Raw genomic sequence first — 23598 nt, 5'->3', positions numbered from 1 at the left:
AAGGGCGCCGTGCGGCACGGACAGCGCCGCGCGATGGGGAGCGAGCCGACGCGATGCGGCCTGTGAGGGACGACGAGGGCGCATTCCACTCGAGAGCCCGCTCGTGCCGCATCGCGACGGCCCCGCATGCCACCCAGCCCTGCCGCAGGGCGCCGGAGCGGGGAACGCTCTGTGAACGGGGAATGAACATGCCTCGCTTGCGCTCACTGCAAATCGCCTTGCGCCTAGCGTCCGAGACGTGCTCATCACCAGGCTCGCCGAGCAGCACGGCGAACGACTCACCGACACCGACCGTCGGCTCGTCTCGGCCATGCGGGCGCGCCCGCACGAGGTCGCGTTCGAGCGCGCCGTCGACCTCACGGCACCGCTGGGGCTGCACGAGTCGGCGGCGACCCGCCTCGCGCAGCGCCTCGGCTACGACGGCTACCCGCAGCTGCGCGATGCACTCCGCAGCGACTACCTGGCAGGCGACGGGCCGTCGCAGCGCATGCGCAATCGCATCGGGCGCACGACCGAGCCCGACCTGCTCTCCGGCTTCCTCGTCGAGGAGATGGAGACGCTGCGCGCCGTGAGCCTGCACGTGCGGCAGGCCGACCTCGACGCGGCAGCCGCCGACGTGCTCGCGGCCCGACGCGTCCACGTCCACGGGCAGGGCAACGCGCTCGTCCTCGTCGAGCAGCTCGCGCGCAGGCTCGCCCGCTTCGGCATGCAGGTCGTGCGGATCGAGGGGTCCCGGCGCGACGTCGCCGAGCGCGCCGCGGGGCTCGGAGCGGGCGACCTGCTGCTCGCGTGCGCGTTCCGACGCGCACCGTCGACGCTGCTGCAGCTCGTCGAGGTGGCACGCGAGTCCGGTGCGCGCAGCCTGCTGCTCACCGACACGCTCGTGTCGCTGTCGCCGCGCCCCGACCGCACCCTCGCCGCCCCGCGCGGCGCAGGCCACGACTTCCACACGCTCACCGTGCCGATGGCGATCGCCAACGCACTCGTGCTCACGATCGCCGAGCATGCGCCTGAGGCCACCTCGCGCTCGCTCGACCGAGTCGAGGCGCTGCTCGAACGCCTCGACCGCTGACGCGCGAGCACCTCCCTCTGCGCCACCGCGCACCCCAGACCGCACCACCGCCCCTCCATCCCCGCATGACCCACCACCACCAGGAAGGCACCCCCATGCGATCCATCCGTCGCGGCGCGCTCGTCGCGCTGCCGCTCGCCGTCGTCGTGCTCGCAGGCTGCTCCACGGCCGAGGCAGAGGACACGACCGACTACGACGCCATGAGCCACGACGACCTCGTCGCCGCCGCGACCGAGGAGGGTGCGGTGACGGTCTACGCGTTCACGAGCCGCATCGCGACGGTCGAGGAGGCCTTCGAGGCCGAGTACCCCGGCATCGACGTCACCGCGATCGACATCTCGTCGACCGAGATGATCACGCGACTCACGTCCGAGCACGAGGCCGGCAGCGCCACCGCAGACGTCGCGTACCTCTCCGACGCGCCCGTCGTCATCCCCGAGCTCGTCGACACCGGCATCCTGCACGGCTACGTGCCCGAGCGGCTCGAGGACGTGCTCGCCGAGGAGCATCAGGGACCGCTGCTCGCGCAGCGCCTCTCGACGAAGATCCTCATGTACAACGAGGAGGCGCACCCGGACGGCTCGCCCGTGTCGAACCTGTGGGAGCTCACGCAGCCCGAGTGGACGGGCCGAGTCATCATGGTCGACCCGAACGTCCGCGGCGACTACCTCGACCTCGCGACCGAGATGAGCCTGCGCGCCGACGAGATGGCGGATGCGTACGCCGAGCTCACGGGCTCCGACCTCGTGCTCGACGACGGCGTCGCCGACGCGGGGCAGCAGTTCCTCGCCGACCTGTACGCGAACGACGTCGTGCTCGTCGACGACACCGACGCCGTGAACGCGGCGATCGGCGCCACGGGCCAGCAGGACCCGCCGGTCGGCTTCACCTCGTACTCCGACCGTCGCGACAACGAGGAGGAGGGCTGGGCGCTGCAGGCGGCCTCGGGCGTGACCCCGTCGAACGGCATCGTCTTCCCGGCGCTGCTCGGCATCACCGAGGACGCCTCGAACCCGGCGGCCGCACGCCTCATGGTCGACTTCCTCATGGGCGACGACACCGAGACCGGTGGAGCGGGGTTCGCGCCGTTCTCCGTCGCAGGCGACTATCCGACGCGCACCGACGTCTCCGCACCAGCCGGTGCGCTGCCGCTCGACGAGCTCGGCGCGTGGGTCATCGACCCCGAGGCGACCGTCGAGCTGCGCGACGAGACCGCCGACTACCTGCTCACGATCCAGTAGACGCCGCCCCGTGACCACTCGGTTCCTCGCGGCCCTGCGCCGACCCGCGACCCTGCCAGCGCTCCTCGCGCTCGCCGTGCTCGCGGTGCTCGTCGCGGGGCCGCTCGCCGGCCTCGTCGCCGCGACCCTCGATGCCGACGGACTCGAGGCGTGGGGCGACGTGCTCGCGAGCCCCCTCTCCGTCGCCCTCCTGTGGGAGCCGCTCGCCGGCTCGATCGGCGTCGGCGTCGGCACGGGCATCGCGTCCGTGGTGCTCGGCGGCTTCCTCGCGTGGGCCGTCGTGCTCACCGACATGCCGTTGCGCCGCACGATCGGCGTGCTCGCCACCATCCCGTTCGCGATCCCGTCCTTCGCGATCGCGCTCGCATGGGAGAGCGTCTTCCGCAACGACCGGCTCGGCGGCTCGCCCGGGCTGCTCGCCTCGCTCGGCATCGCCGTGCCCGACGTGCTCGCGTGGGGGCCCGTGCCCGTCACCCTCACGCTCACCGCCCACTACTTCTCGCTCGCGTTCGTGGTCGTCGCCGCCGCGCTCGCGTCGGTGGGCGGCGATCTGCTCGCCGCTGCCGAGCTCACTGGCGCATCCCGAGCGCGCGTCGCCGTGCGCATCGCACTGCCCGCCGTGGCGCCCGCGGTCGTCTCGGGGTTCCTGCTGGCCTTCGCCGAGGGCGTGTCGAACTTCGCCGTGCCCGCGCTGCTCGGCCTGCCCGTGCGCTTCCAGACCCTGTCGACGCGCCTCTACGGCGCCATCTCCACCGGCGACACCGACCGCGGATTCGTGCTGGCGATCCTGCTCGTCGTCATCGCCGCGGCGGTGCTGTTCATCGGCACGCGCGCGGCCGGCCGTGCGGCGTCGACCGTGACGGGCAAGCCGTCGAGGGCGCGACGGCTGCGCCTGGGCACCGGGAGGTGGCTCGTGCTCCCCGTCGCCGGCTGCATCGTGGTCGCGACGACGATCCTGCCGGGCATCGTGCTGGCCGTGTCGACGCTGCTGCGCCGCACGAACACCCTCGACGGCGGGTTGACGCTGCACTACTGGATCGGGGCGTCCGACGCATCGATCGCGCAGGGCCTGCGCGGCATCCTCACCGACCCGCGCATCCTCGACGCGATCATCGGCACGTTCGCGCTCGGCGCGACCGTCGCCGTCATCACGATGACGCTCGGATTCGTCGCCGCATGGTCGGCCGCGCGGACGTCGCCGATCGTCGGCGGTGCGCTGTCGACGCTGTCGTACGTGCCGTTCCTCATCCCCGGCGTCGCGCTCGGCGCCGCCGTCATCGCCCAGTTCGGCAGGCCGTTCCTCGGTCTGCCGAGCCTCTACGGCACGTTCTGGATCCTCGTCCTCGGCGGCATCGCCGCGAGCGTCCCCTTCGCGTTCCAGACATCGCGCGCCTCGCTCGCGCAGGTGTCGCGCGAGCTCGAGGACGCCGCCGCCATGGCCGGCGCCGGCACGGTGCGCACGCTCGGCCGCATCCTGCTTCCCGTCACGGCGCGCGGCACGATCGGTGGCGCCGCGCTCGTGTTCGTGACCATGGCGCGCGACCTGTCGCTCGTCGTGCTGCTCGTCACCCCGGCGACCCCGCTGCTCGCCGTCACCGCGTACCGGTACGCGGCCGACGGCTTCACGCAGCACGCGAACGCCATCACCCTGCTCATCACGGTCGTCTCGGTGGCCGTGACCCTCGTCGCCAGGCGCCTCGAAGGGCGCCGCTCACCCTGGATGGACGCATGACCCTCTCCACCGCATCCACCGCCGCGCGGTCGGCGGCCCCCGCTCCCGGCGTCCCCATCGCGCTCGCGGGCCTCGGCAAGCGCTTCGGTGACGCCGCCGCGGTCGCGGGCGTCACCCTCGACGTGCCCGCCGGCGCCTTCCTCGTGCTGCTCGGCCCATCCGGGTGCGGCAAGTCGACGACGCTGAGGATGCTCGCGGGTCTCGAGGATCCGACGTCGGGCAGCATCGCGTTCGGCGACCGCGTCGTCGCCGACGGGGATGCCGGCAGGCATGTCGCGCCCGGCCGTCGCGGGGCCGGCATGGTGTTCCAGGGCTACGCGCTCTGGCCGCACATGACGGTGCGACAGAACGTGGAGTGGCCGTTGCGCGTCGCACGCTGGTCGGCGGCCGATCGTCGAGCCCGCGTCGACGAGACGCTGCGTCTGGTCGAGCTCGACGGCCTCGACGATCGCCACCCCGCGCAGCTGAGCGGGGGGCAGCAGCAGCGCGTCGCCATCGCACGCACCATCGCGCCGCGGCCGTCGGTGCTGCTGTTCGACGAGCCGCTGTCGAACCTCGATGCGCGGCTGCGCGTCGACATGCGCGCCGAGCTCGTGCGCGTGCACCGCGAGTCGGGTGCGACGAGCGTGTACGTGACGCACGACCAGTCGGAGGCGCTCGCGATGGCGACGCACGTCGCCGTCATGCGGGCGGGCAGGCTCGAGCAGGTCGGCCCGCCCGCCGAGCTGCTCGCGTCGCCGGCGACGGCGTTCGTCGCCGAGTTCCTCGGCACACCCGCAGCCGTGCTCGTGCCCGGGTTCGGCGAGGGCACCGGGTTCGCGGCGGCGGATGCGGGCGACCGGCTCGCGATGTACCGCCCGGACGCCGTGCGGCTGGCCGAGCCCGACGGCGGTGCGCTCGACGTGGAGGTGCTCGAGTCGGCGCCGCTGGCGGGTCGCATCGTCGTCACGGTGCGCCACCGATCGCGCAGGCTCGCGATCGTCGGCGACGCCGCGTGGCCGTCGTCGCGGGCACGGCTCGTGCTGCCGTCGGCCCCTGTGCGCACCTTCGCGGTCGAGGAGGCCGCCCGATGACGACGCTGCTGCTCGTGCGTCACGGCGCCACCGCATGGAACCTCGAGGGTCGTCTGCAGGGCGCGACCGACGTCGCCCTGTCGGATGCCGGGGTCGAGCAGGCGCGCGCGCTGCGGCCGCTCGTCGACGCCTGGCGGCCGGACGCCGTCGTCGCATCGCCGCTCGCGCGTGCGGCCGACACTGCCAGCATCCTCGTCGACCGCGCACCGACGCTCGATGCGCGCCTCGTCGAGGTGGGCCTCGGAGCGTGGGAGGGGCGCACGTCGCGCGAGCTGGGCGACGACGCTCGCGCGTGGCGGCGCGGCGAGCTCGTGCCGCCTGGTGGCGAGGCGCCGGGCGTCGCCCGCGGCCGCGTGCTGGCGGCGCTCGCGGATGCCGCGGCGCTGGGAGGCGTCGTGCTCGTCGTGACGCACGGCGGCGTCGTGCGGGCTGCGCTCGACGGGCTCGTCGGGCTCGCGACGCGTCACGTCGCCCCCGTCGCGCCCGCGAGCCTCACCGTCGTCGACCTCGCCGACGGCGTCCCGCGGCTGCGTGCGCTGGGGCTCGTGCCGCATCCCAGCGTCCATGCGTCGAGCGTTCGGAGCCGTTGACCGACTCCGGATGTGCGTTTCGCAGGCGATCAGGGGTGCTCGAGGGGTGTCTTCCCTCGAACCCCCGCGATCGCCTGCGAAACGCACTCCGGTCATCGCCTAGCCTCGGAGGCGTGGGCGTCATCACGGTCTCGGCAGTGTGCTTCTCGCGCGACGGCGCGGTGCTGACGGTGCGCAAGCGCGGCACGACGATGTTCATGCTCCCTGGCGGCAAGCCCGAGGCGGGCGAGACGGCGGCCCAGTGCGCGGCGCGCGAGGTGCACGAGGAGCTCGGCGTCGTCGTCGACGCGGATGCGCTGCGCCTCGTGGGCGTGTTCGACGCCGCCGCCGCCAACGAGGCGGGCTTCGTGGTGCGCGCGACGGTGTTCGCGCACGACGGCGCGATCGACCCGGTCGTGCAGGCGGAGCTCGAGGATGCACGATGGGTCGACCCGGTCGAGGGGATCGACGACCCGCAGGAGGCGCCGCTCAACCGCACGCACGTGTTCCCGCTGCTCGTCGCGGCACGCGCCTGACCCCAGCGCTTAGCGCCCAGCGCCCAGCGCTCAGCGCTCCGGCGGGCTCCAACGCAGCACCCAGTCGGCTGCGATCTCGGCGAGCAGCGTCGGCGCGAGGCTCAGGGCGCCGTTGCGCGCGGCGGCGAGCGCGGGGAGGCGCACCTCCAGGCCCGACCGGTAGACGCGGTGCGCCAGCCGCTGCAGCCCCTGCGTGCGCGGCCGTCGAAGGGCGTCGTACGCGTGCAGCAGCTCGTCGACGTCGTCGCGCGCGGCGAGCACGCCGAGCGTCGCGGCGTCCTCGAGCGCCGTCGCGGCACCCTGCCCGAGCGTCGGCAGCATCGCGTGCGCAGCGTCGCCGAGCAGCGCGACGCCGGGCGCGACGAACGAGCGCAGCCCCGTCGGCAGGTACCGCAGGTCGTGGCGCAGCACCGGCGCCTCGGGCTCGGCGGCGACATGGTGGCGCACGATGGGCTCGAAGCCCGCGACGGCGTCGACGGCGGCTGCGTGCTCGTCGGCCGCCGCGCGGCCGACGCGTGCGCGAGCGGCGACGTACCAGTACGTCCGCGCTGAGTCGATCGGCACGAGACCCGCCTCCACGCCGGCGCCGAACCACTGCATGGCACCGGCGGGCGAGTCGTCGCGGCGCGCGACGACGCCGCGCCAGCACGTCGAGCCGGAGACGTCGGTGGGCAGGTCGGCACGCAGCGCGGCACGCACGAGCGAGTCGATGCCGTCGGCGCCCACCACGAGGTCGGCGACCCGCTCGTGCTCCTCGCCCGCCTCGACGACCTGCACGCGCGGCCGCGACCCGGGATGCACGCGCACGACGTGCGCATCGGTCACGACCTCAGCATCCGGCGCACCCTCGGCGAGGATGCGGTGCAGCGTCGTGCGATGGATGCCCAGCAGCGCGCTCGAGTCGAACTCGGCCGCGCGCTGCAGCCGCGTGCCCTGCGCGGTGCGGACGCCCTGCGGCAGCGCCCTGGCGGCCACGGCACGCACCGCGTCGCCGACGCCCAGCGCGTCGAGCGCGACGACGCCGTTCGAGCTGAGCGCGATGCCGGCGCCCACCTCGCGCAGCGCGGCATCCTCCTCGAGCACCGTGACGCGCCACCCCGCATCCACGAGCCCCTTCGCGGCGGCGAGCCCGCCGATCCCTGCTCCGACGACGATGGCCTCACGCATGCGTCGAGGCTAGCCGTGCGCGGTGGGGGCGCGACAGGGCTGGACGACGGACCACGAGCACCCGGGGCGCTGCACGCCGCGTCGCGGAGCGGCTGCGCCCTCGGCGGACGACGCCGCGCATGCCGCATGCGCGCTGCGACGATGGTGCCGTGACGATCCCCGACCACCCCACCGTCCTGCTCACCTCGTTCAAGCGCGATGGCTCGGGCGTCGGCACGCCCGTGTGGATCGCGCCGCTCGGCGACGGCACCTCGGGGTTCACGACGCCGACGAGTGCGTGGAAGGTCAAGCGCATCCGCCGCGACCCGACCGTGACGGTGCAGGCGTCGGACGTGCGCGGCGCGCCCGTCGACGGCGCTCCCGTGGTCCGGCTGCACGCGACGGTGCACGACGACGCCCCCACGGTCGCGCGCGTGCGCCGCGCGATCGCCGCGAAGTACGGCTGGCAGCACCGGCTCGTCGGCATCGCCGAGCGCGTCGCGGGCTTCGTGCGCCACCGTCGCGTCGAGCGCTACGTCATCGTGCTGGCCGAGCCCGCCGCGTAGCGGCGCACCCTCAGCGGCCGTCGGGCACGAGGTCGACCGTCGCCGCGAACCGGCGCTGCCACGGCGTCTCGACGGCGCGCGGGTGGTAGCGCTCCCGCACCCACGCGACGGCGTCGGCCGCCGGCACGCCGCTCATCCTGGCGAGGATCGCGAGCGCGGTGCCCGTGCGTCCCACGCCGCCGTCGCACGCGACCTCGACGCGTCTGGTGGGCGCGGCGGCGTGGATGCGAGCGAGCGTGCGCATCGCGAGGCGGCGGTCGCGGGGCAGCCGGAAGTCGGGCCAGGGGATCCACAGCGACTCCCACGCGTGGTCGGCAGGCGGCAGCGCCGTCAGCGACGCGCCGAGGTCGGGTGCGACGCCGTCGAGGGGGCGCGAGAGGCCTCGACCGCGCACCATGCGCCCGTCCGGCAGGGTGACGACGCCGGGTGCGTCCGCATCCCAGCCGACTTCGGGCTCGCCTGGCACGAGCGTCAGCGCAGCAGCGGCCGGATGCGCGCGGCGACGTCGACCGCGTCGACGGGCTCGAGCGTGGGCACCGTGACGAGGTCGCCGATCCCGAGGGGGCCAGCGTCGGCGACGATGTCGTCCCATTCGCGCGCGAAGCGCTCGCGCGTCCGCGCGCGATCGCGGCTCGCCAGGGCGCGATCGTGCGCGACCTGCGGGTCGACGTCGCACCACACCTCGACGACGTGCGGCGAGCCCGCCCTGCGCAGCCCCTCCGCCACGAACCCGAGGTCGCGGGAGCGGATCCAGAGCGAGTCGACGATCGGCGGCTCGTCGCTGCGTCCCACGAGCGCCCACACGACATCCATCGCGAGCGCGCCGTAGATCGCCCCCGGCAGTCCCATGTGCGGGGTCGAGCCGACGATGCCCGCCTTCACGAGGCTCTTCGAGAGCATCGGCACGTCGAGCTCGGCGGCGAGCGCCCTGGCGAGGGTCGACGTGCCGGAGCCCGGCAGTCCGTTGACGAGCACGACGCTCGATGCCATCAGGCGGTGTCCTCTCCGCGGCGAGCCGCCGCGCCCTGGTCGGTCGGGGATGTCGGAGTCTCAGGCGCGGGTGCGGCGGGCGCGGACGCCGCGGATCGGCCCCGACCCGCAGACGAGGCATCCGCGTCCTCGCCGCGCAGCGCCCGCCCCGCGAGGGCGCGCTCGGCCGCGTCGAGGTCCTCGTCGCGCTGGTTGGCGCGGCGATCCCACACGAGCCACTTCGCATCCATCGCGCGTTCGACGTCGACGCCCGTCACCTGCGCGAGCGCGAGCAGCATGCCGATGGCGTCGGCGAGCTCGAGCGCGAACGCCTCCTCGATCTCGTCGGGCGTGCGGCCCTTGTCGCGCTGCCTGCCGGTCTTCGCGAGCCACGCCTGCGCGAGCTCGCCGACCTCCTCCTGCACCTTGAGCATGAGCCAGTCGCCGTCGCGCTCGAAGCCGTAGATCCGGGCGTACCTGGCGCTGATGGCGTCGATGCGCCGGGCCAGCTCTGCGAGCTCCATCGCTCCATCATGGCTGGCCGTGCTGCGACCCTCGTGCTCCACCGCCCCGCGATCGGTCAGCCCAGTCCCCTCAGGCAGGCACCGTCGGGTGCGGCTGCTCGCGGATGCCGTACTCCTGGCCGTAGCCGCCGTCGGCCTCCGACGCCGACATGAGCGCGAGGTACGGTGCCGCGTCGAACGCCTCCGGGCCGAGCACGCCGACGCCGCGCCAGACGCCAGTCGCGAGCAGCTCGAGCGCGATCGCCGGGCCCAGCGCCGTCTGCCACACGACGCACTGCGTGTCGTACTCCGCCATCGTCCATGCGTTGTCGGCCAGGTGGTACAGGTACGTCGAGCGCGGCTCGCCGTCGACGCCCGTGCCCGTCACCCACACGCCAGCGCACGTGACGCCCTCCATGCGGGGCCCGATCGTCGCGGGGTCGGGCAGCGCGGCGGCGACGACGTCGCGCGGCGCGACCTCCACGGGTCCGCCCTTCGAGCGCACCCGCAGCGGCTCCGTCGCATCGAGGCCGAGCAGGTGGAGGGTGCGCAGCACGCCGATGAACTCCGCGCCGAGGCCGTACTTGAACGTCACGCGTCGCGCATCGAGCCAGCGCGGCATGAGCAGCACCTCCTCGTGCTCGACGTTGACGCACTCGACGGGCCCGATGCCGCCTGGGAAGTCGAACACCTCGGGCTCCGAGAACGGCGCGGTCGTGAACCATCCGCGGTCGCGCTCCCAGATGACGGGAGGATTGAGGCACTCCTCGATCGTCGTCCAGATCGAGAAGGACGGCGCGAAGATCTCCTCGCCGTGCTCGTCGCGCACGACGAGGTTCGCGCCATCGCGCGTGCCGAGCTCGTCGATCTCGGAGAACAGGTGGTCGGCGGCGTACCTGGCGAACACGTCGGAGAGCCCGGGCTCGACGCCCATGCCCACGAGCGCGAGGCGCCCGGCCGCCTCCCATGCGCTCGCCTGCGCGAGCTGGCGATCGCCGAGCATGACGCCCACCTGCTCGAACGGCTGCTGCGGATGCCGCGACGACAGGCTCATCGCCATGTCGAGGTAGTCGCAACCCGCGTCGAACGCGCCCGCGAAGATCGCGTCGACGAAGCCGGGCTCGACGGCGTTCATCACGTGCGTCGCACGATGCTCGCGCGCGAGGTCCGCGACGTTCGCGGCGTCGGAGGCATCGACGTGCGCGGCGGCGAATCGCTCTCCGATCGTCTCGCCGTGGCGATCGTGGATCGCCGCGACGACGGCCTCGGCACGCTCGAGGGCGTAGTCGGCGACGACGATCGCCTCCGCGAAGGAACGTCTCGCGACGATGCGGGCGAATGCGGCGCCGACGCCTCCGGCACCGATGAGCAGGATGCGCATGACGTCCTCCGATCAGGATGGGCTCAGCATGCCTCGCCGTGCGCACCAGCACCAGCCCTCGACGCTCGTGACGCGGCGACCGCTCGGACTCGCGGCGCGGAGTCGCGCTGCAGTCGCCCCGCGTTGCATGATGGGGCTCAGCGCACGGCGCAGAGCGAGGAGCAGGCGTGACCGACCCGGCATCGACCGACGAGCAGGAGGCTGTTCGCGAGTCTCTCGACGAGCTGCGGCACGCCGAGAGCCGCCTCGAGCGGCGACGCCAGCTCGCCGAGCAGCCCACCGAGCTCGAGCGGCTCGCGCTGCGCTACGTCGTCGAGCGCGCTGCGGCACAGCAGGCGACGACGCCCGGCGAGCTCGCGGAGCATCTCGGCGTGCCGAACCCGAAGGTGACGCAGCTGCTGCAGCGGCTCGCTGCCTCGGGCGTCGCGACGACGCGGCCGCATCCGACGGATCGGCGCAGCAAGGTCATCGTGCCGACGATCGAAGGCGACCGCGACGGCGAGGCGATGCCTGCGGAGGTACGTGAGCTCATCGGCAGACGCAGCGCAGGCGAGGCGCGGGCGATCAGCGAGTTCCTCGAGGATCTGCGCGATCTCGTCGATCGCACGGAGCGCCGAGAGCCCTAGCCGATCAGGCCGGGCCGATCGGCCTCAGCCGATCCGGCCGGGCCGATCAGGCGACGGCGGCGACCGGAGCGCCCCAGCGCTCGCAGAGGTCGACGGCGCCCTTGTTGGCCTGCGCCATCATGTGGTGCAGGCGCTGCTGGTCGAGGCCCGTGGACGCGGGCGTCGTCGCGATGCGCAAGTCGGCGGTCGGGTGCAGCCAGATGCGCTCGAAGCCGTCGGCGTCGTCGCGGACGACGGCGAGGAACGACTCCTTGCGTCGCAGCTTCGCGACCATGACGGCGGAGAAGTGGCGCAGCGCGTCGTCGTCGAGCTCGAATGCGCTGGTGCCGTAGTGCAGGGTTCCCATGGTGCTCCTCCTTGGCCGACGCGGTGGCGTCCTGGGTGTCGCGGTTCCGGGCGAGGGGCCCGGGGAGCGCGGCGACCGTCATGCGGTCGCCTGTCGTCGACGCTATGAGGCCACCGGCGAAGTCCTTCCGAACGTGAATGATCAGGTCGTCGTACTTCCTTGTCCCCGCTCGCCTGAGCGGGTCGAAGATGGTTCGTGACACGAATCATCCCGATGCTGCGGGCATGCGGCCCGTCCCCGTCGGATGCGCGCACCGCGACCGCTGCCGCGCTCGCCGACCGGCGAGGGGTCGCAGTCGCGCACGGATGCATCCGTCGAGGCGTAGATTCGGATGCGTGGATGACGCATTCGACGACCTGCTCGCCGCCAACCGCGCGTACGCCGACGCCTTCGACATGCAGGGCTTCGACGGCATCGCCAGAGCCGGCGTCGCCGTCGTGACCTGCATGGACTCGCGCATCGAGCCGCTGGGCATGCTCGGTCTGAAGCCCGGCGACGCGAAGATCCTGCGGAACCCCGGCGGACGCGCCACCGACCGCGTGCTCGTGGGCCTCGTGCTCGGCAACACGCTGCTGGGCGTCGACCGGGTGCTGCTCGTGCAGCACACGCGGTGCGCCGTCGCGACGAACAGCGAGGAGCAGCTGCTGACGCGCGTGGGCGAGTCCGCAGGGCAGGACGCGCACTGGCTCGCCGTCGAGGCGATCGCCGACCAGCGGCGCACGCTCGCCGAGGACGTGCACCGCGTCGTGTCGCATCCCCTCGTCGCAGACACCGTCAAGGTGGGCGGGTTCCTGTACGACGTCGACACGGGCCTGCTCGAGCACGTCGCGTAGCGGCGACCGACGGCTCCCCACGAGCATCCAGGCTGGAGGGTCGCAGACCGAGTAGCGTCATCCGCGGAATGTCCGAGGTCTGGAGGGATCCGTGAGCGAGCCGATCGTGCCGCAGACGCGCATCCGCGCGGAGATCCGTCCCGACGGGTCGGGAGTGCTCGACGTGAACGGGACGCACCGTCATCTCGAGCGCGGGGCGTTCCCGCAGACGCGCACGGCGATCGTGTCGCACGCCGCCGAGTTCGCGCAGGCCCTGCGCCGGCCGATCGGCGTGGCGATCACGGGTGCCGACGGCGACTGGGACATCGTCGTGCACCCAGACGGATCCGTCACCGACGTGCGCCAGATCGCCGCGCCGCCCGAGCCGACGCCGCTGCCGACGACGCCGCCGCCGCCCGCGATGGAGCAGCCCGCAGCACCGTCGCAGCCCGCAGTACCGTCGCCGACCGCGTCCTCGCAGCCGGCATCCGACGAGCCCGCAGCGTCGCAGACGCCTGCGTTCGTCATGCCGGACTCCGCGGCGCCCGCGCCGGCGAGCGCACCCGCGCCGTCGTTCGGCCAGACCGGTCAGGCACCGACGGTGACGGATGCGACGCTCGCGTCGCGCGACGAGCTGCCCGAGGCCGAGGCTCCCGCCGCACCGTCTGCGCCATCGGCACCGCCCCTGGCGCCGGCGCAGCCCGCCGAGCCCGAGCCCGAGCCGGAGCCCGCCGCGACGCCCGCGCACGGCGCTCAGGAGCTGCCGGAGACCCACGAGGCCGCCGTCACGCCCGAGCCGCAGTCGTCACCGTCGCTCCCCCCTGCGTTCGACCCCGCCTTCATCCCCGACCACGACGAGACCGTCGTGTCGCCGCGACTGCAGGAGGTCGCGCCCGCGTCGCCGTCCGTGCCGCTGCAGGCACCCATCGACTCGGTGCCCGGCTACGACCCGCTCCTCGACGAGACCGTCACGCGCGCGCCCGTGGCTCCCGGGCCCATCGCCGCCATCCCGAGCGCGCCCGCCGCCGCCGCACCGCAGCCCGGCTACCAGCCCGGCTACCAGCCCGGCCAGGTCGCGGCGCCGCCATCCGCAGGCTCCCAGCCCGACCTGGTCGCCTCCGCACCCGCGTTCCCGCAGCAGCAGGCACCGCAGCAGCCCTCCGCCCCCGCCGCGCAGCAGGCGTCCGCTCCCTCCTACGCGCCCGGCGAGCTCTCGGGGCCGATGACCGCCGACGGCAGGCACTCGTTCCTCGAGGCCGCGCAGCGCGACTCGCCGGCCCAGCAGGGTCTGCGCGGCGCCATGACCCGCATGGGCCTCAAGATGGCGCCCAGCCAGGAGGAGATCGCCGAGCGCTCCGACGAGCGCGTCGTCAGCCAGCACTGGACGGGCCCGCGCACCATCGCGGTCGTCAACGGCAAGGGCGGCGCGGGCAAGACCCCCACGACCGTGCTGCTGTCGGCGATCTTCGCGCACTTCGGCGGCGCGGGCGTGCTCGCATGGGACAACAACCAGACGCGCGGCACCCTCGGCTGGCGCACGGAGCGCGGTCCGCACGAGGCGACGCTGCTCGAGCTGCTGCCGCAGGCGGAGCGGCTGCTCGGCGTCGGCGCGCAGGCGGCCGACCTCGCGAGCTTCGTGCACCACCAGTCGCAGGACAAGTACGACGTGCTGCGCTCCAAGCCCATGCGCCTCGCGCATGAGAACCGCGTGAGCCCGGCAGACGTCGACGCCATCCACGCCGTCGCATCCAAGTACTACCGCCTGATCGTCATCGACTCCGGCAACGACGAGTCCGACCCCATGTGGCTGCGGATGATCGACCACGCCGACCAGATCGTCGTCGCGACGACGACGAGGGCCGACCACGCCGAGGCGGGCGCGCTGCTGCTCGAGGCGCTCGCGCAGCGCGACGAGCGCTCCGCGATCCTCGCGAAGCGGTCGGTGGTCGTCGTGAGCCAGGCCGACCCGAAGGCGTCGAGGCAGGACGTCGACGGCGTGATCGGCGGCTACGGGCCCCTGGCGCGCGAGGTGGTGCGCATCCCGTTCGACCAGGCGCTCGTCGACGGTCACCTGCGGCTGGGCTCCCTGCGGCCGGAGACGCGCAGGGCGTGGCTCGGCGCGGCAGCCGCGGTCGCCCGCGGCCTCTAGGAGCCTGCGGCCGACTGCAGCCCGGGCCCGTTCGCTGCCTGCTGCCCCGGCTGGGTCGCTGCGCGATCGAGATGCGCGACGGGCATCACGCTGTGCGACACGTGCTCCTGCGCGATGCGACGCATGCCCAGCAGCATCGCGTCGCCCAGCACGCTGCCGACCACGACGGTCTCGGCGATGCGCGTGCGCGTCGCCGCTGCGCGCCCGACCGCCGCGAGGTCCTCGCGCGCGATGCGCTCGATGGGCTTCGCGTAGACGTCGAGCATGTCGCGCACGTCGTCGCGGCCGATCGCGCGCGCCGTGTCGACGACGGACGCGCACGTGAGGATGCCGGGGTTGTCGGCGCTGACGTGCCAGCCGTGAGCGGCGATCGCCTCGAGCACGATCGCGACGGACTCGTCGGAGGGGCGCTGGTCGACGCGCGCGACGGCGCGGTGCGCGTCGCGTACGACGACCTCGATGGGAAGGTGCGGGTCGTCGATGACGTCGAGCAGCTCGCGCACGGCCGCGAGCGGCAACCTGCCGCCGTCGACGAGTGCGCGGATGAGGCGCAGGCGCGCCACGTGCGAGGCGTCGTACGTCGTGCTGTTCACCGACTCGCGGACGCCCGCGTGCAGCAGGCCCTCCCGCACGTAGAACTTCACGAGCGCGACGCTCACCCCAGCGGCAGCGCCGACCTCACGAACGTGCATCCGGGGGCCTCCTTCCCGCGACTCCGCCGGTGGCCGAGCCGAGCACACGGCCCGACCGCGCAGCGGGTGCAGCCTACTCCCGGGCGCCCCGGGACGACGATGGTTGCGCGATGACGTCGAGCATCGTCCGCTCGTAGCCGTCCCCCACCTCCAGCACCACCCGATGCCGGGCGCCGGGCTCGTCCTGCCACGCGCCGTCGACCAGGCGCAGCGCGGCGACCGTCCTGCCGCGCTCGGGTCCTTCGGAGCAGTCGACCGCGATGGATGCGCGCGGCGACCGCGTCGTGGCGACGAGCCCGGCGGCGATGCCGAGCGCGACGGCGTCGTGGTTGACGGCGGCCCGCTCGCCGAGGATCGGCTCGTAGAAGTCCATGTACCGCTCGAGGATGCGCGCGAGATGCCTGCCGAGGGCATCGCCTCCCGCGAGCCGCTCCCGCATGGCGTCGGTGATGATCGAGTCCATCGTCACGTCGAGGCCGACGAGCGTCACCTCCCACGCTGCGCCGAGCACGCGCGCCGCGGCCTCCGGGTCGTGGTGGATGTTGGCCTCCGCGGTCTCGGACACGTTGCCGCGACGCAGCACGGCGCCGCCCATGACCGTCACCTGCCGGATGCGCTCCGGCAGCGTCGGGTCGGCGTCGAGCGCGTGCGCGAGGTTCGTGAGCGGTCCCACGGCGACGAGCTCGAGGTCCTGCACCTCGTGGCTCGCTCGCACGATGGTCTCGACGGCAGACTCGGGCGCGAGGGTCGGCACGTGCGCGAGGTCGGCGAAGCCGCCTTGTCCGTCGTCGCCGTGCACGTGCGGCGAGTACCACGCGGGCCTGCCGTCGTAGGGCCCGGCGGCGCCGAGCGCGACGGGCACCTCGGTGCGGTCTGCGAGCGCGAGGATCTCGCTCGTGTTGCGCGCGGCCTGCGCGACGTCGACGTTGCCCCACACGGTCGTGCAGGCCACGAGGTCGATGGATGCCGAGCGCGCCGCCGTCGCGATCGCGAGGGCGTCGTCGATGCCGGTGTCCACGTCGAGGATGATGCTCGTCACCCTGCGAGCCTATGCACGCTGCGGCCCGGCGGTCGCGCGGCGGTCGCGCGGCGGTGTCGGTGGCATGGGCGACGATGACGCGACGACCTCGAGGAGGAGCCATGTCGAAGCCCACCACCCACGTGCACCACGCGATCGACTACGTCGAGCTCTCGGCCCCCGACCTGCCGGCGGCGCGGGCGTTCTACGAGCAGGCGTTCGACTGGTCGTTCACCGACTACGGCCCGGAGTACGTCGGCATCCAGGGCGGGGGTCGCGAGCAGGGCGGCATCGCCCGCGGCGAGGCGCGGCCGCTCGTGCAGCTCTACTCCGACGACCTCGATGCCACGCTCGAGGCCGTGCGCACCGCCGGCGGCACGATCACCGCAGAGCCCTTCGCCTTCCCAGGCGGTCGGCGGTTCCACTTCGCCGACCCGGCGGGCACCGAGCTGGGGGTCTGGTCGGAGTCCTAGGCCTCGGCGGTCGCGCGGCACAGGCAGAAGGGGTGCCCGGCCGGGTCGACGAAGACGCGGAAGCCACCGTCGGTCGACGGCTGCGTGGCATGCAGCGTCGCGCCGAGCGCCAGCGCCTGCGGCTCCGCCGCGTCGATGTCGTCGACCGTCACGTCGATGTGCATCTGCTGCGGATGCTCCTGCCCCGGCCACTCGGGCGCACGGAAGCCGTCGGCGCGCTGGAAGCACAGCGGCGGCCAGCCCTCGTCGTACGCCTCGGCCCACGAGCCGTCGTCGTCTGCGGTGTGCTGCCAGCCGAGCAGCGCCGCGTAGAACGCGGCGAGCGCGCCGGGGTCGGGGCAGTCGACGACGACGATGGGGGTGCGTGCGATGGCCATGCCGCGACGCTACGCCTCGCGCCACGCCCGCACCAGGGGTCGACGCATCCGGTCGGGGTCAGCCGACGAGCGGTGCTGCGAGCGGGAAGATCCAGAGCAGGTCGGGGTTGCGGCCGGCGACGATCGCGAGGAACACGACGACGTCGAACAGCAGATGCACGGTGACGACGTACAGCAGGTTGCGCTTCGACAGCCGGAAGATGAGGCCCTGCACGAGCGCGAACGGGATCGTGAGCAGCGGTCCCCACGACTGGTAGCCGAGCTCCCACAGGAACGACACGAAGATCGTCGCCTGCAGCACGTTCGCGACCCAGAAGGGGAAGTGACGCAGCAGCAGCGTGAAGACGATGCAGATGAAGAACAGCTCGTCCCACAGCCCCACGGCGTTCACGCCGAGGAAGAAGCGTCCGACCTCGCCGCCGTCTGCGAGCTCCGGCCAGTTCAGGTACACGCCGGAGCCGAGGAAGTAGAACGGCAGGATGAGGTAGGCCGCGACGATGACGACGCCGACGTACGTCCACTGGGCGCGCGTCCAGCGCCCTCCTCGCCAGGGGAACGCGATCGAGCGATCCTTGTAGACGTACCGCGTCACGACGAACGGGATCACGAGCGCGAGCCCCAGCACGAGCGTGAAGCGGGCGACGCCCGCCCACGACACGTCTGCCTTCAGCTCGACGAGGCTGATGACCGTGAGGCTCGCCGCGATGACGGCGAGGTCGGCCCCCAGCCGTCGCGACAGGCCCGCGCGGTCGGTGAGCACGGCACCGAGCACGCCTGCGACGAGGATGACGTAGCCGGGGATCGTCTCGAGGAACCCGAAGAGCACGACGGCCGAGAGCGACACGAGCGCCGCCGGCACGATCGCGAGCGGATGCGTGGCCGTCGGATTCGGCTGCGCAGCACCCTCCCGGGCGTTGGTCTCGGGCGGCGTCGACACGTCCTCAGCCTACGGTCATGCCTCGCACCGGTGCGCGTGCCCGGTGGGCGGTGCGGCCAGGAGCGGCGCGCCTGCTGCCGAGCCCGACGCCGCTGTCGCGTCGGTGCTCGGCAGCCGTCAGCTCGCGGTCAGCTCGCGGTCGTCGCGAGGGCGTCGAGCGCCTCGTCGATCGGCGTGGAGCCGCCGTTGAGCTCGACGACGGTGCGGGTGAGCGTGGGGCGTGCGAGCACGCCCGCGATGAGCGCAGCGACGTCGGCCCTGGCGATCTCGCCCGGCTCCACCGAGGCATCGAGCTGCTTGACGTCGACCGCGCCCGCGGGGGCCTCGAGCGTGAGGCCGCTCGGCCGCAGGATGACCCACTCGAGCCCGGATGCCTCGAGCGCGGCATCCGCATCCGACTTCGCGTCGGCGTACGACCGGAACGACGAGTCGGCGGGCACGCCGTGGTCGGGGCCGGCACCGAAGTACGACACCATCACGTAGCGGCTCGCGCCCGCCGTCTCGGCAGCCTCGAACGTGCGGATCGCGGCGTCGCGGTCGACCGCGAGGGTGCGCGCGGCGTCGCCGCCGCCCGCGCCCGCCGACCAGACGACGGCATCCGAGCCCTCGAGCAGGCCGGTGAGCGAGGCGACGTCGAGCGAGGCGACGTCGGCGACGACCGGCGTCGCGCCGAGGGCTGCGACGTCGGCCTCGTGGTCGGGGTTGCGGATGATCGAGCGGACCTCGTGTCCGGCCTCGACGAGCAGGGGCGCCGCGAGCAGCGCCACCTTGCCGTGGCCTCCGATGATCGTGATCTGCATCATGCTCCCTTCTTCTTCAACAGCGGCAGCACGTCCTCGGCGAACTGGTCGAGGAAGCGCTGCTGGTCATGGCCCGGTCCGTGGAAGACCAGGTGGGTGAATCCGAGGTCGACGTAGTGGCCGATGGCCGCCGCCGTCTCCTCGGGGTCGGATGAGACGATCCATCGCTTGGCGACCTGCTCGATGGGCAGCTCGTCGGCGAGCCGCTGCATCTCGGTCGGCGAGTGCACCGACTGCTTCTGATCGGGCGTGAGCGACAGCGCAGCCCAGAACCTGGTGTTCTCGAGCGCCTGCTCGGGGTCGCGGTCGTACGAGACCTTGATCTCGATCATGCGGTCGACGTCGGCATCGGTGCGCCCGGCCTTCGCGATCCCCTCCTCGAGGTTGGGGATGATCGTCTCCTGGTAGTAGGCGTCGCCCTTGCCGGAGGTGCAGATGTGGCCGTCGCCGACCCGGCCCGCGTAGCGCGTCGTCGCGGGACCGCCGCCTGCGACGTAGATGGGGATGGGCTCGTGCGGCTTGTCGTAGATCGTCGCGCCGTCGGTGGAGTAGTGCTCCCCCTCGAACGTGACGAGGTCGTCCTTCCACAGCTGGCGGATGAGACGCACGGCCTCGCGGAGGCGCGCGAAGCGCTCGGGACCGTCGGGGAACGGCACGCCGATCGCGTGCTCGTTGAGCGCCTCGCCCGTGCCGACGCCGAGGATGAAGCGACCGGGGTGCACCTGGCCGAGCGTCGCGAACGCCTGCGCGATCACGGCCGGGTGGTAGCGCAGCGTGGGGGTGAGCACCGAGGTGCCCAGCACGATGCGGCTCGTGCGCTCGACCGCCATGCCCAGCCACGTGAGCGCGTTGGGGGCGTGGCCGCCCTCGTGCCGCCACGGCTGCAGGTGGTCGGAGATGAAGGCCGAGTCGAACCCGACGCGCTCCGCCTCGACCACGAGGTCGAGGAGCTCCGCGGGGGTGAACTGCTCGGCGCTGGCCTTGTATCCGTAGCGCATGCTCACCATGCTGCACCTTCCTCGTGAGGGAGCGCGATGCTGGCGGGTGCCTTGCGCGCACGGCCCGCTCGTGTGAGCGCCGACCCTGGCAATGTAGTCGATGCCCCACCGCTCGCGATACGCTCAGCGAACCAATGGTCCACTGAGTGGAATGGAATCGCGGATGCCCAGCACCCTCTTCCGTGGCGGCACGGTCGTGACCGCGAGCGGGTCGACGCGCGCGGACCTGCTCGTCGACGGCGAGCGCATCGCCGCGATCGGCACGGATCTCCACGCGCCGGACGCCACGGTCGTCGACGCACGCGGATGCCTCCTGCTACCCGGCGGCGTCGACACCCACACGCACTTCGAGCACATGGTCGCGAGCGGCGCGACGCGCACGGCCGACGACTTCACGAGCGGCTCGGTCGCGGCGCTGTGCGGCGGCACGACCACCGTCGTCGACTTCGTGCGCGCCCCGGCCGGCGCGGGCATCCGAGATGCGTTCCTGCGCCGCCGCGACCGCGCGCACGAGGCGATCGCGACCGACTTCGGCCTGCACCCCATCGTCCCCGCCAGCGCGGGCGACGACGACTCCATCGCGCAGCTGCGCAGGCTCGCGACCGAGGAGGGTGCGACGAGCTGGAAGCTCTTCATGGCCTACCCGGGCTCCATGGTCGGCGACGACGTGCTGCTGTCGGCCTTCCGCGCCGCGGCCGAGGTCGGCGCGCTGCCGATGGTGCATGCCGAGAACGGCCACATGGTCGCCGATGCGATCGCTCGACTCGTCTCCGCGGGCCGCGTCGATCCGACGCAGCACGTGCACGGCCACCCCGGTGCGGCGGAGGCGGAGGCGATCCGACGCGCCGCCGCGCTCGCGCAGCAGTCCGGCAGCGGGCTCTTCGTGGTGCACGTGTCGGCAGGCGAGGCCGTCGACGCGCTCGTCGCGCTGCGCGACGCCGGGCACGTCATCGGCGCCGAGACGTGCCCGCAGTACCTCGCGGCAGCCGCGGACGCACCGCACGTCGTCGGCGCGCTCGCGGCGGGTCACGTGTGCTCGCCGCCCATCCGCGAGGCGGCGAACCAGGAGGCCGTGTGGCGAGGGATCGCACTCGGCGTGCTGCAGACGATCGGCACGGACCATGCCGCGTTCATGCTCACCCAGGCGGCCGACCTGCCACCGCAGAAGGTCGTGCACGACGACTTCACGCGCGTGCCCAACGGCGTGCCGGGCGTCGAGGAGCGCCTCATGGTCATGCACGACCGCGGAGTCGGCACCGGCCGTCTCACGATCGAGCGCTTCGTCGACCTCGTCGCGACCGAGCCCGCGCGCCGCTTCGGCCTCGCGCGGAAGGGCGCGCTCGTCGCCGGCCGCGACGCCGACGTCGTCGTCTGGGATCCGTCCGCGACGCGCACGCTCTCGGCTGCGACGCTCCACAGCCGCGCGGACTACAGCGTCTACGAGGGCCTCGAGGTGCGCGGCGCGCCCCGCGAGGTCTGGCGCCGCGGCACGCTCGTCGCCGACCACGGCGAGCCCGTCGGGACGCTCGCGGGCACCGGCCACTACCAGCACCGATCCACCACCCACCCCACGGAGGCCTCATGACCCTGCAGCTCGGGATCCATCTCGGCGAGCGCTTCACGCTCGAGGAGACCTACGCCGCCGCCGACCTCGCCGAGCGATACGGCTTCGACTCGCTGTGGGTCGCGGAGGGCAGGCTCACGCGCGACGCCCTCACGATCATGGCGCTGCTCGCCGACCGGACCGAGCGCGTGCGCATCGGCTCGGGCGTCGTCAACAACAAGTCGCGCAACGCCGCCCTCATGGCCGTCAGCTTCAAGACGCTCGACGAGATCGCGCCCGGTCGCATCATCTGCGGCATCGGCGCGTGGTGGGAGCCGCTCGCGACGAAGGTGGGCACGCCGCTGCGCAAGCCCGTCACGGCGATGCGCGAGTACGTCGACGTCCTGCAGCGGTTCTTCCGCAACGAGGAGGTGACGATCGATGGCGAGTTCGTGCAGATGGATGGCGTACGGTTCGACCGCATGTACGCCGAGAACGTCGCCGTCGACATCCCCATCTACGCGGGCGCCGTCGGGCCCCGCATGCTCGAGCTCGCCGGCGAGACGATGGACGGCGTCTACCTCGACTTCCTGCTGCCGGTGTCGTACGTCGACTTCGCGCAGGCGCAGCTCGCGAAGGGCCTCGCGAAGCGCACCGACGGCGTGACGAGCGTCGACGTGACGCAGACGATCGCATGCGCCGTCGACGACGAGGACCCTGCTTGCGCCGTCGACGCGTGCCGCAACTTCCTCACGATGTACCTCATGCAGCAGCCGCACATCGCGGAGCACGCTGGCGTCGCGCCCGAGATCGTCGAGCAGATCCAGGAGGTCGCCGGCTGGCCGGCGACGCCCGACGACATCCGCCGCGCCATGCGCTTCGTGCCCGACGAGGCCGTGCATCGCGTGTGCGCGGCCGGCTCGACCGCCGACGTCGTCGCGAAGCTCGAGGAGTACCACGCGGCGGGCGTGCGCGTGACGGTCCTGAACCCGCTCGGCTCGGGCAAGCTGCAGACGATCGAGCGCGTCGCACGCGCCCTGGCGTGACGGAGGGGATCGTGGCGGAGCAGAAGGACGCGGGGCTCGTGCAGAAGACCGTGCGCATCGTGCGGACGGTCGCGGCGAGCGCCGACGGCATGGGGCTCTCGGACGTCGCACGCGAGACGGGCTTCTCGAAGGCGACGTGCTTCCGCATCCTCGGCGCGCTCGAGGACGAGGGGTGGCTCGAGTCGGATCCCGTGACGCGGCACTTCCGCGTCTCGCTCGACCTGTACCTCACGGTCGCGGGGCAGCGCAGCCCCGCGCGGGTGTCGGAGCTCATCGACGCGATCCTTCGCGACGTCGCCGCCGTCGTGCGCGAGACGTGCGGCCTCGACCGCCTCGACGAGCGGGCGGCGCTCGTGCTGCGCGAGATGCAGGGGCCGCACCAGATCGGCCATTCCGCGAAGGAGGTCCCGCGCAGGTTGAGCGCCGTGCGCACGTCCACGGGCCGCGTCATGCTCGCGCACGGCGACCGCGCGGTCGCGCGCGCCCTCTTCCTCGCGGAGGCGGGCATGCAGCCGCCGCTGCCGTTCGCGGACGCCGACGCGTTCGACGCGGAGCTCGACCGCGTCGTCGCCGACGGCTACGCCGTGTGCAGGGACGAGCTCGAGGTCGGCCTGACGGCGGTCGCGGTGCCGGTCGACGTGCACGCAGGCGCGGCGTTCGCCGTCTGGGCCTCGGGGCCGACGTTCCGCATGGGCGAGGCACCGATGCAGGAGACGGTCGAGACGCTGCGCGACGCCGCCGAGCGACTCTCGGTGCTGCTGCGCGACGAGCGGACGATCGCGCCGCCCGCGGCCTGACGCAGAGCCCTCGACGCCGGCGCGCCCCATCGGGCGCGCCGGCGTCGTCGCGTCTGGAGGCCCCTTGGCGCTGCGGCTCGCTGCCTGCCTCGATCGACCCGCGATGGAGACATCGGCGAAACACCATCGACATCTGCGCCAGACACACTTAGCATGTCATTCAGCGAACCCATGGTCCGATCAGTGAACCGGAGGT

26 protein-coding genes are annotated in these 23598 nt (G+C 73.2%); 14 read left to right on the top strand and 12 right to left on the bottom strand.

Annotation, left to right across the window (positions count from 1 at the left end; genetic code table 11):
* Window positions 1-238 precede the first annotated feature (238 nt).
* The 6 genes from ACZ6H8_RS05970 (at window position 239) to ACZ6H8_RS05945 (ending at window position 6223) form a co-directional block, all read left to right on the top strand.
* On the top strand, window positions 239-1072 hold the full coding sequence (locus tag ACZ6H8_RS05970) for a MurR/RpiR family transcriptional regulator (protein WP_464145456.1): 834 nt from the start codon (window positions 239-241) through the stop codon (window positions 1070-1072).
* Window positions 1073-1167: 95 nt separating this feature from the next.
* Window positions 1168-2313, top strand: coding sequence for an ABC transporter substrate-binding protein (locus tag ACZ6H8_RS05965; RefSeq protein ID WP_464145454.1), 1146 nt, complete (start codon window positions 1168-1170; stop codon window positions 2311-2313).
* Between the two features lie 10 nt (window positions 2314-2323).
* The gene (locus ACZ6H8_RS05960) at window positions 2324-4045 is read left to right on the top strand and encodes an ABC transporter permease (RefSeq protein ID WP_464145452.1); all 1722 of its coding nucleotides are present in this window, start codon (window positions 2324-2326) and stop codon (window positions 4043-4045) included.
* The gene (locus ACZ6H8_RS05955) at window positions 4042-5118 is read left to right on the top strand and encodes an ABC transporter ATP-binding protein (protein ID WP_464145450.1); all 1077 of its coding nucleotides are present in this window, start codon (window positions 4042-4044) and stop codon (window positions 5116-5118) included. Before ACZ6H8_RS05960 ends, ACZ6H8_RS05955 begins: the two co-directional genes overlap by 4 nt.
* Window positions 5115-5708 carry a histidine phosphatase family protein gene (locus ACZ6H8_RS05950; protein WP_464145448.1) on the top strand — a complete coding sequence of 198 codons (594 nt, stop codon included), beginning with the start codon at window positions 5115-5117 and terminating at the stop codon, window positions 5706-5708. Before ACZ6H8_RS05955 ends, ACZ6H8_RS05950 begins: the two co-directional genes overlap by 4 nt.
* Before the next feature lie 113 nt (window positions 5709-5821).
* A complete protein-coding gene (locus tag ACZ6H8_RS05945) occupies window positions 5822-6223 on the top strand; it encodes an NUDIX hydrolase (protein WP_464145446.1) in 402 nt (133 codons plus the stop codon).
* A 30-nt stretch (window positions 6224-6253) separates the two neighbouring features.
* Here the strand turns inward: ACZ6H8_RS05945 and ACZ6H8_RS05940 are convergent, their stop codons facing one another.
* Complete coding sequence (locus tag ACZ6H8_RS05940) at window positions 6254-7390, bottom strand: FAD-dependent monooxygenase (RefSeq protein WP_464145444.1); 1137 nt, start codon at window positions 7388-7390, stop codon at window positions 6254-6256.
* Window positions 7391-7539: 149 nt separating this feature from the next.
* On the opposite strand from ACZ6H8_RS05940, the gene ACZ6H8_RS05935 reads away from it, so the two are divergent.
* On the top strand, window positions 7540-7935 hold the full coding sequence (locus tag ACZ6H8_RS05935; RefSeq protein WP_464145443.1) for a PPOX class F420-dependent oxidoreductase: 396 nt from the start codon (window positions 7540-7542) through the stop codon (window positions 7933-7935).
* A 10-nt stretch (window positions 7936-7945) separates the two neighbouring features.
* Here the strand turns inward: ACZ6H8_RS05935 and ACZ6H8_RS05930 are convergent, their stop codons facing one another.
* The 4 genes from ACZ6H8_RS05930 to ACZ6H8_RS05915 all read right to left on the bottom strand — a co-directional run bounded on the left by ACZ6H8_RS05930 (window position 7946) and on the right by ACZ6H8_RS05915 (window position 10788).
* Complete coding sequence (locus ACZ6H8_RS05930) at window positions 7946-8401, bottom strand: protein-tyrosine phosphatase family protein (RefSeq protein WP_464145440.1); 456 nt, start codon at window positions 8399-8401, stop codon at window positions 7946-7948.
* Between the two features lie 5 nt (window positions 8402-8406).
* The gene (locus ACZ6H8_RS05925) at window positions 8407-8925 is read right to left on the bottom strand and encodes a P-loop nucleotide/nucleoside kinase family protein (protein ID WP_464145438.1); all 519 of its coding nucleotides are present in this window, start codon (window positions 8923-8925) and stop codon (window positions 8407-8409) included.
* Window positions 8925-9428 (bottom strand): nucleoside triphosphate pyrophosphohydrolase family protein, encoded by a 504-nt coding sequence (locus tag ACZ6H8_RS05920; protein WP_464145436.1) that lies wholly within the window; start codon window positions 9426-9428, stop codon window positions 8925-8927. Before ACZ6H8_RS05920 ends, ACZ6H8_RS05925 begins: the two co-directional genes overlap by 1 nt.
* 70 nt (window positions 9429-9498) lie before the next feature.
* Window positions 9499-10788 (bottom strand): saccharopine dehydrogenase family protein, encoded by a 1290-nt coding sequence (locus tag ACZ6H8_RS05915; RefSeq protein WP_464145435.1) that lies wholly within the window; start codon window positions 10786-10788, stop codon window positions 9499-9501.
* Window positions 10789-10955: 167 nt separating this feature from the next.
* Here ACZ6H8_RS05915 and ACZ6H8_RS05910 point away from each other — a divergent pair, with 167 nt between their 5' ends.
* A complete protein-coding gene (locus ACZ6H8_RS05910; protein WP_464145433.1) occupies window positions 10956-11414 on the top strand; it encodes a MarR family winged helix-turn-helix transcriptional regulator in 459 nt (152 codons plus the stop codon).
* Window positions 11415-11460: 46 nt separating this feature from the next.
* Here the strand turns inward: ACZ6H8_RS05910 and ACZ6H8_RS05905 are convergent, their stop codons facing one another.
* Window positions 11461-11760 carry a DUF7882 family protein gene (locus tag ACZ6H8_RS05905; RefSeq protein ID WP_464145430.1) on the bottom strand — a complete coding sequence of 100 codons (300 nt, stop codon included), beginning with the start codon at window positions 11758-11760 and terminating at the stop codon, window positions 11461-11463.
* Between the two features lie 335 nt (window positions 11761-12095).
* Here ACZ6H8_RS05905 and ACZ6H8_RS05900 point away from each other — a divergent pair, with 335 nt between their 5' ends.
* Both ACZ6H8_RS05900 and ACZ6H8_RS05895 read left to right on the top strand, forming a co-directional pair.
* A complete protein-coding gene (locus ACZ6H8_RS05900; RefSeq protein WP_464145428.1) occupies window positions 12096-12593 on the top strand; it encodes a beta-class carbonic anhydrase in 498 nt (165 codons plus the stop codon).
* Window positions 12594-12684: 91 nt separating this feature from the next.
* Window positions 12685-14721: a MinD/ParA family ATP-binding protein gene (locus tag ACZ6H8_RS05895; RefSeq protein ID WP_464145426.1), complete on the top strand. Its 2037-nt coding sequence runs from the start codon at window positions 12685-12687 to the stop codon at window positions 14719-14721.
* On the opposite strand, the gene ACZ6H8_RS05890 is transcribed toward ACZ6H8_RS05895, so the two are convergent.
* Together ACZ6H8_RS05890 and ACZ6H8_RS05885 are read right to left on the bottom strand one after the other, a co-directional pair.
* The gene (locus tag ACZ6H8_RS05890) at window positions 14718-15413 is read right to left on the bottom strand and encodes a MerR family transcriptional regulator (RefSeq protein WP_464145425.1); all 696 of its coding nucleotides are present in this window, start codon (window positions 15411-15413) and stop codon (window positions 14718-14720) included. The two genes, ACZ6H8_RS05895 and ACZ6H8_RS05890, sit on opposite strands and share 4 nt — an antisense overlap.
* Window positions 15414-15486: 73 nt before the next feature.
* A complete protein-coding gene (locus ACZ6H8_RS05885; RefSeq protein ID WP_464145424.1) occupies window positions 15487-16452 on the bottom strand; it encodes a nucleoside hydrolase in 966 nt (321 codons plus the stop codon).
* A gap of 101 nt (window positions 16453-16553) precedes the next feature.
* On the opposite strand from ACZ6H8_RS05885, the gene ACZ6H8_RS05880 reads away from it, so the two are divergent.
* A complete protein-coding gene (locus ACZ6H8_RS05880) occupies window positions 16554-16904 on the top strand; it encodes a VOC family protein (RefSeq protein ID WP_464145422.1) in 351 nt (116 codons plus the stop codon).
* Here the strand turns inward: ACZ6H8_RS05880 and ACZ6H8_RS05875 are convergent.
* The 4 genes from ACZ6H8_RS05875 to fgd form a co-directional block, all read right to left on the bottom strand.
* On the bottom strand, window positions 16901-17281 hold the full coding sequence (locus tag ACZ6H8_RS05875) for a VOC family protein (protein WP_464145421.1): 381 nt from the start codon (window positions 17279-17281) through the stop codon (window positions 16901-16903). The genes ACZ6H8_RS05880 and ACZ6H8_RS05875 overlap by 4 nt on opposite strands.
* A 58-nt stretch (window positions 17282-17339) precedes the next feature.
* Window positions 17340-18218: a CPBP family glutamic-type intramembrane protease gene (locus tag ACZ6H8_RS05870; RefSeq protein WP_464145419.1), complete on the bottom strand. Its 879-nt coding sequence runs from the start codon at window positions 18216-18218 to the stop codon at window positions 17340-17342.
* A 128-nt stretch (window positions 18219-18346) separates the two neighbouring features.
* A complete protein-coding gene (locus tag ACZ6H8_RS05865) occupies window positions 18347-19021 on the bottom strand; it encodes an NAD(P)H-binding protein (protein WP_464145417.1) in 675 nt (224 codons plus the stop codon).
* Window positions 19018-20025, bottom strand: a complete 1008-nt coding sequence (gene fgd, locus ACZ6H8_RS05860) for a glucose-6-phosphate dehydrogenase (coenzyme-F420) (protein ID WP_464145416.1) — start codon at window positions 20023-20025, stop codon at window positions 19018-19020. Before fgd ends, ACZ6H8_RS05865 begins: the two co-directional genes overlap by 4 nt.
* Window positions 20026-20179: 154 nt before the next feature.
* Here fgd and hydA point away from each other — a divergent pair, with 154 nt between their 5' ends.
* Genes hydA through ACZ6H8_RS05845 form a run of 3 tightly spaced genes read left to right on the top strand, consistent with a single transcriptional unit; the run spans window position 20180 to window position 23402 of the window.
* Window positions 20180-21601, top strand: a complete 1422-nt coding sequence (gene hydA, locus ACZ6H8_RS05855; protein WP_464145414.1) for a dihydropyrimidinase — start codon at window positions 20180-20182, stop codon at window positions 21599-21601.
* Entirely contained in the window at window positions 21598-22605 is a 1008-nt protein-coding gene (locus tag ACZ6H8_RS05850; RefSeq protein WP_464145412.1) for an LLM class flavin-dependent oxidoreductase, read from the top strand. The genes hydA and ACZ6H8_RS05850 overlap by 4 nt, the downstream gene beginning before the upstream one ends.
* Before the next feature lie 11 nt (window positions 22606-22616).
* Complete coding sequence (locus ACZ6H8_RS05845; RefSeq protein ID WP_464145410.1) at window positions 22617-23402, top strand: IclR family transcriptional regulator; 786 nt, start codon at window positions 22617-22619, stop codon at window positions 23400-23402.
* Window positions 23403-23598 lie beyond the last annotated feature (196 nt).

Source organism: Agrococcus sp. AC640b (assembly GCF_979255995.1).
Note: the sequence above shows the minus strand (reverse complement) of the source record. Positions and strands in the feature narration are given on the sequence as shown.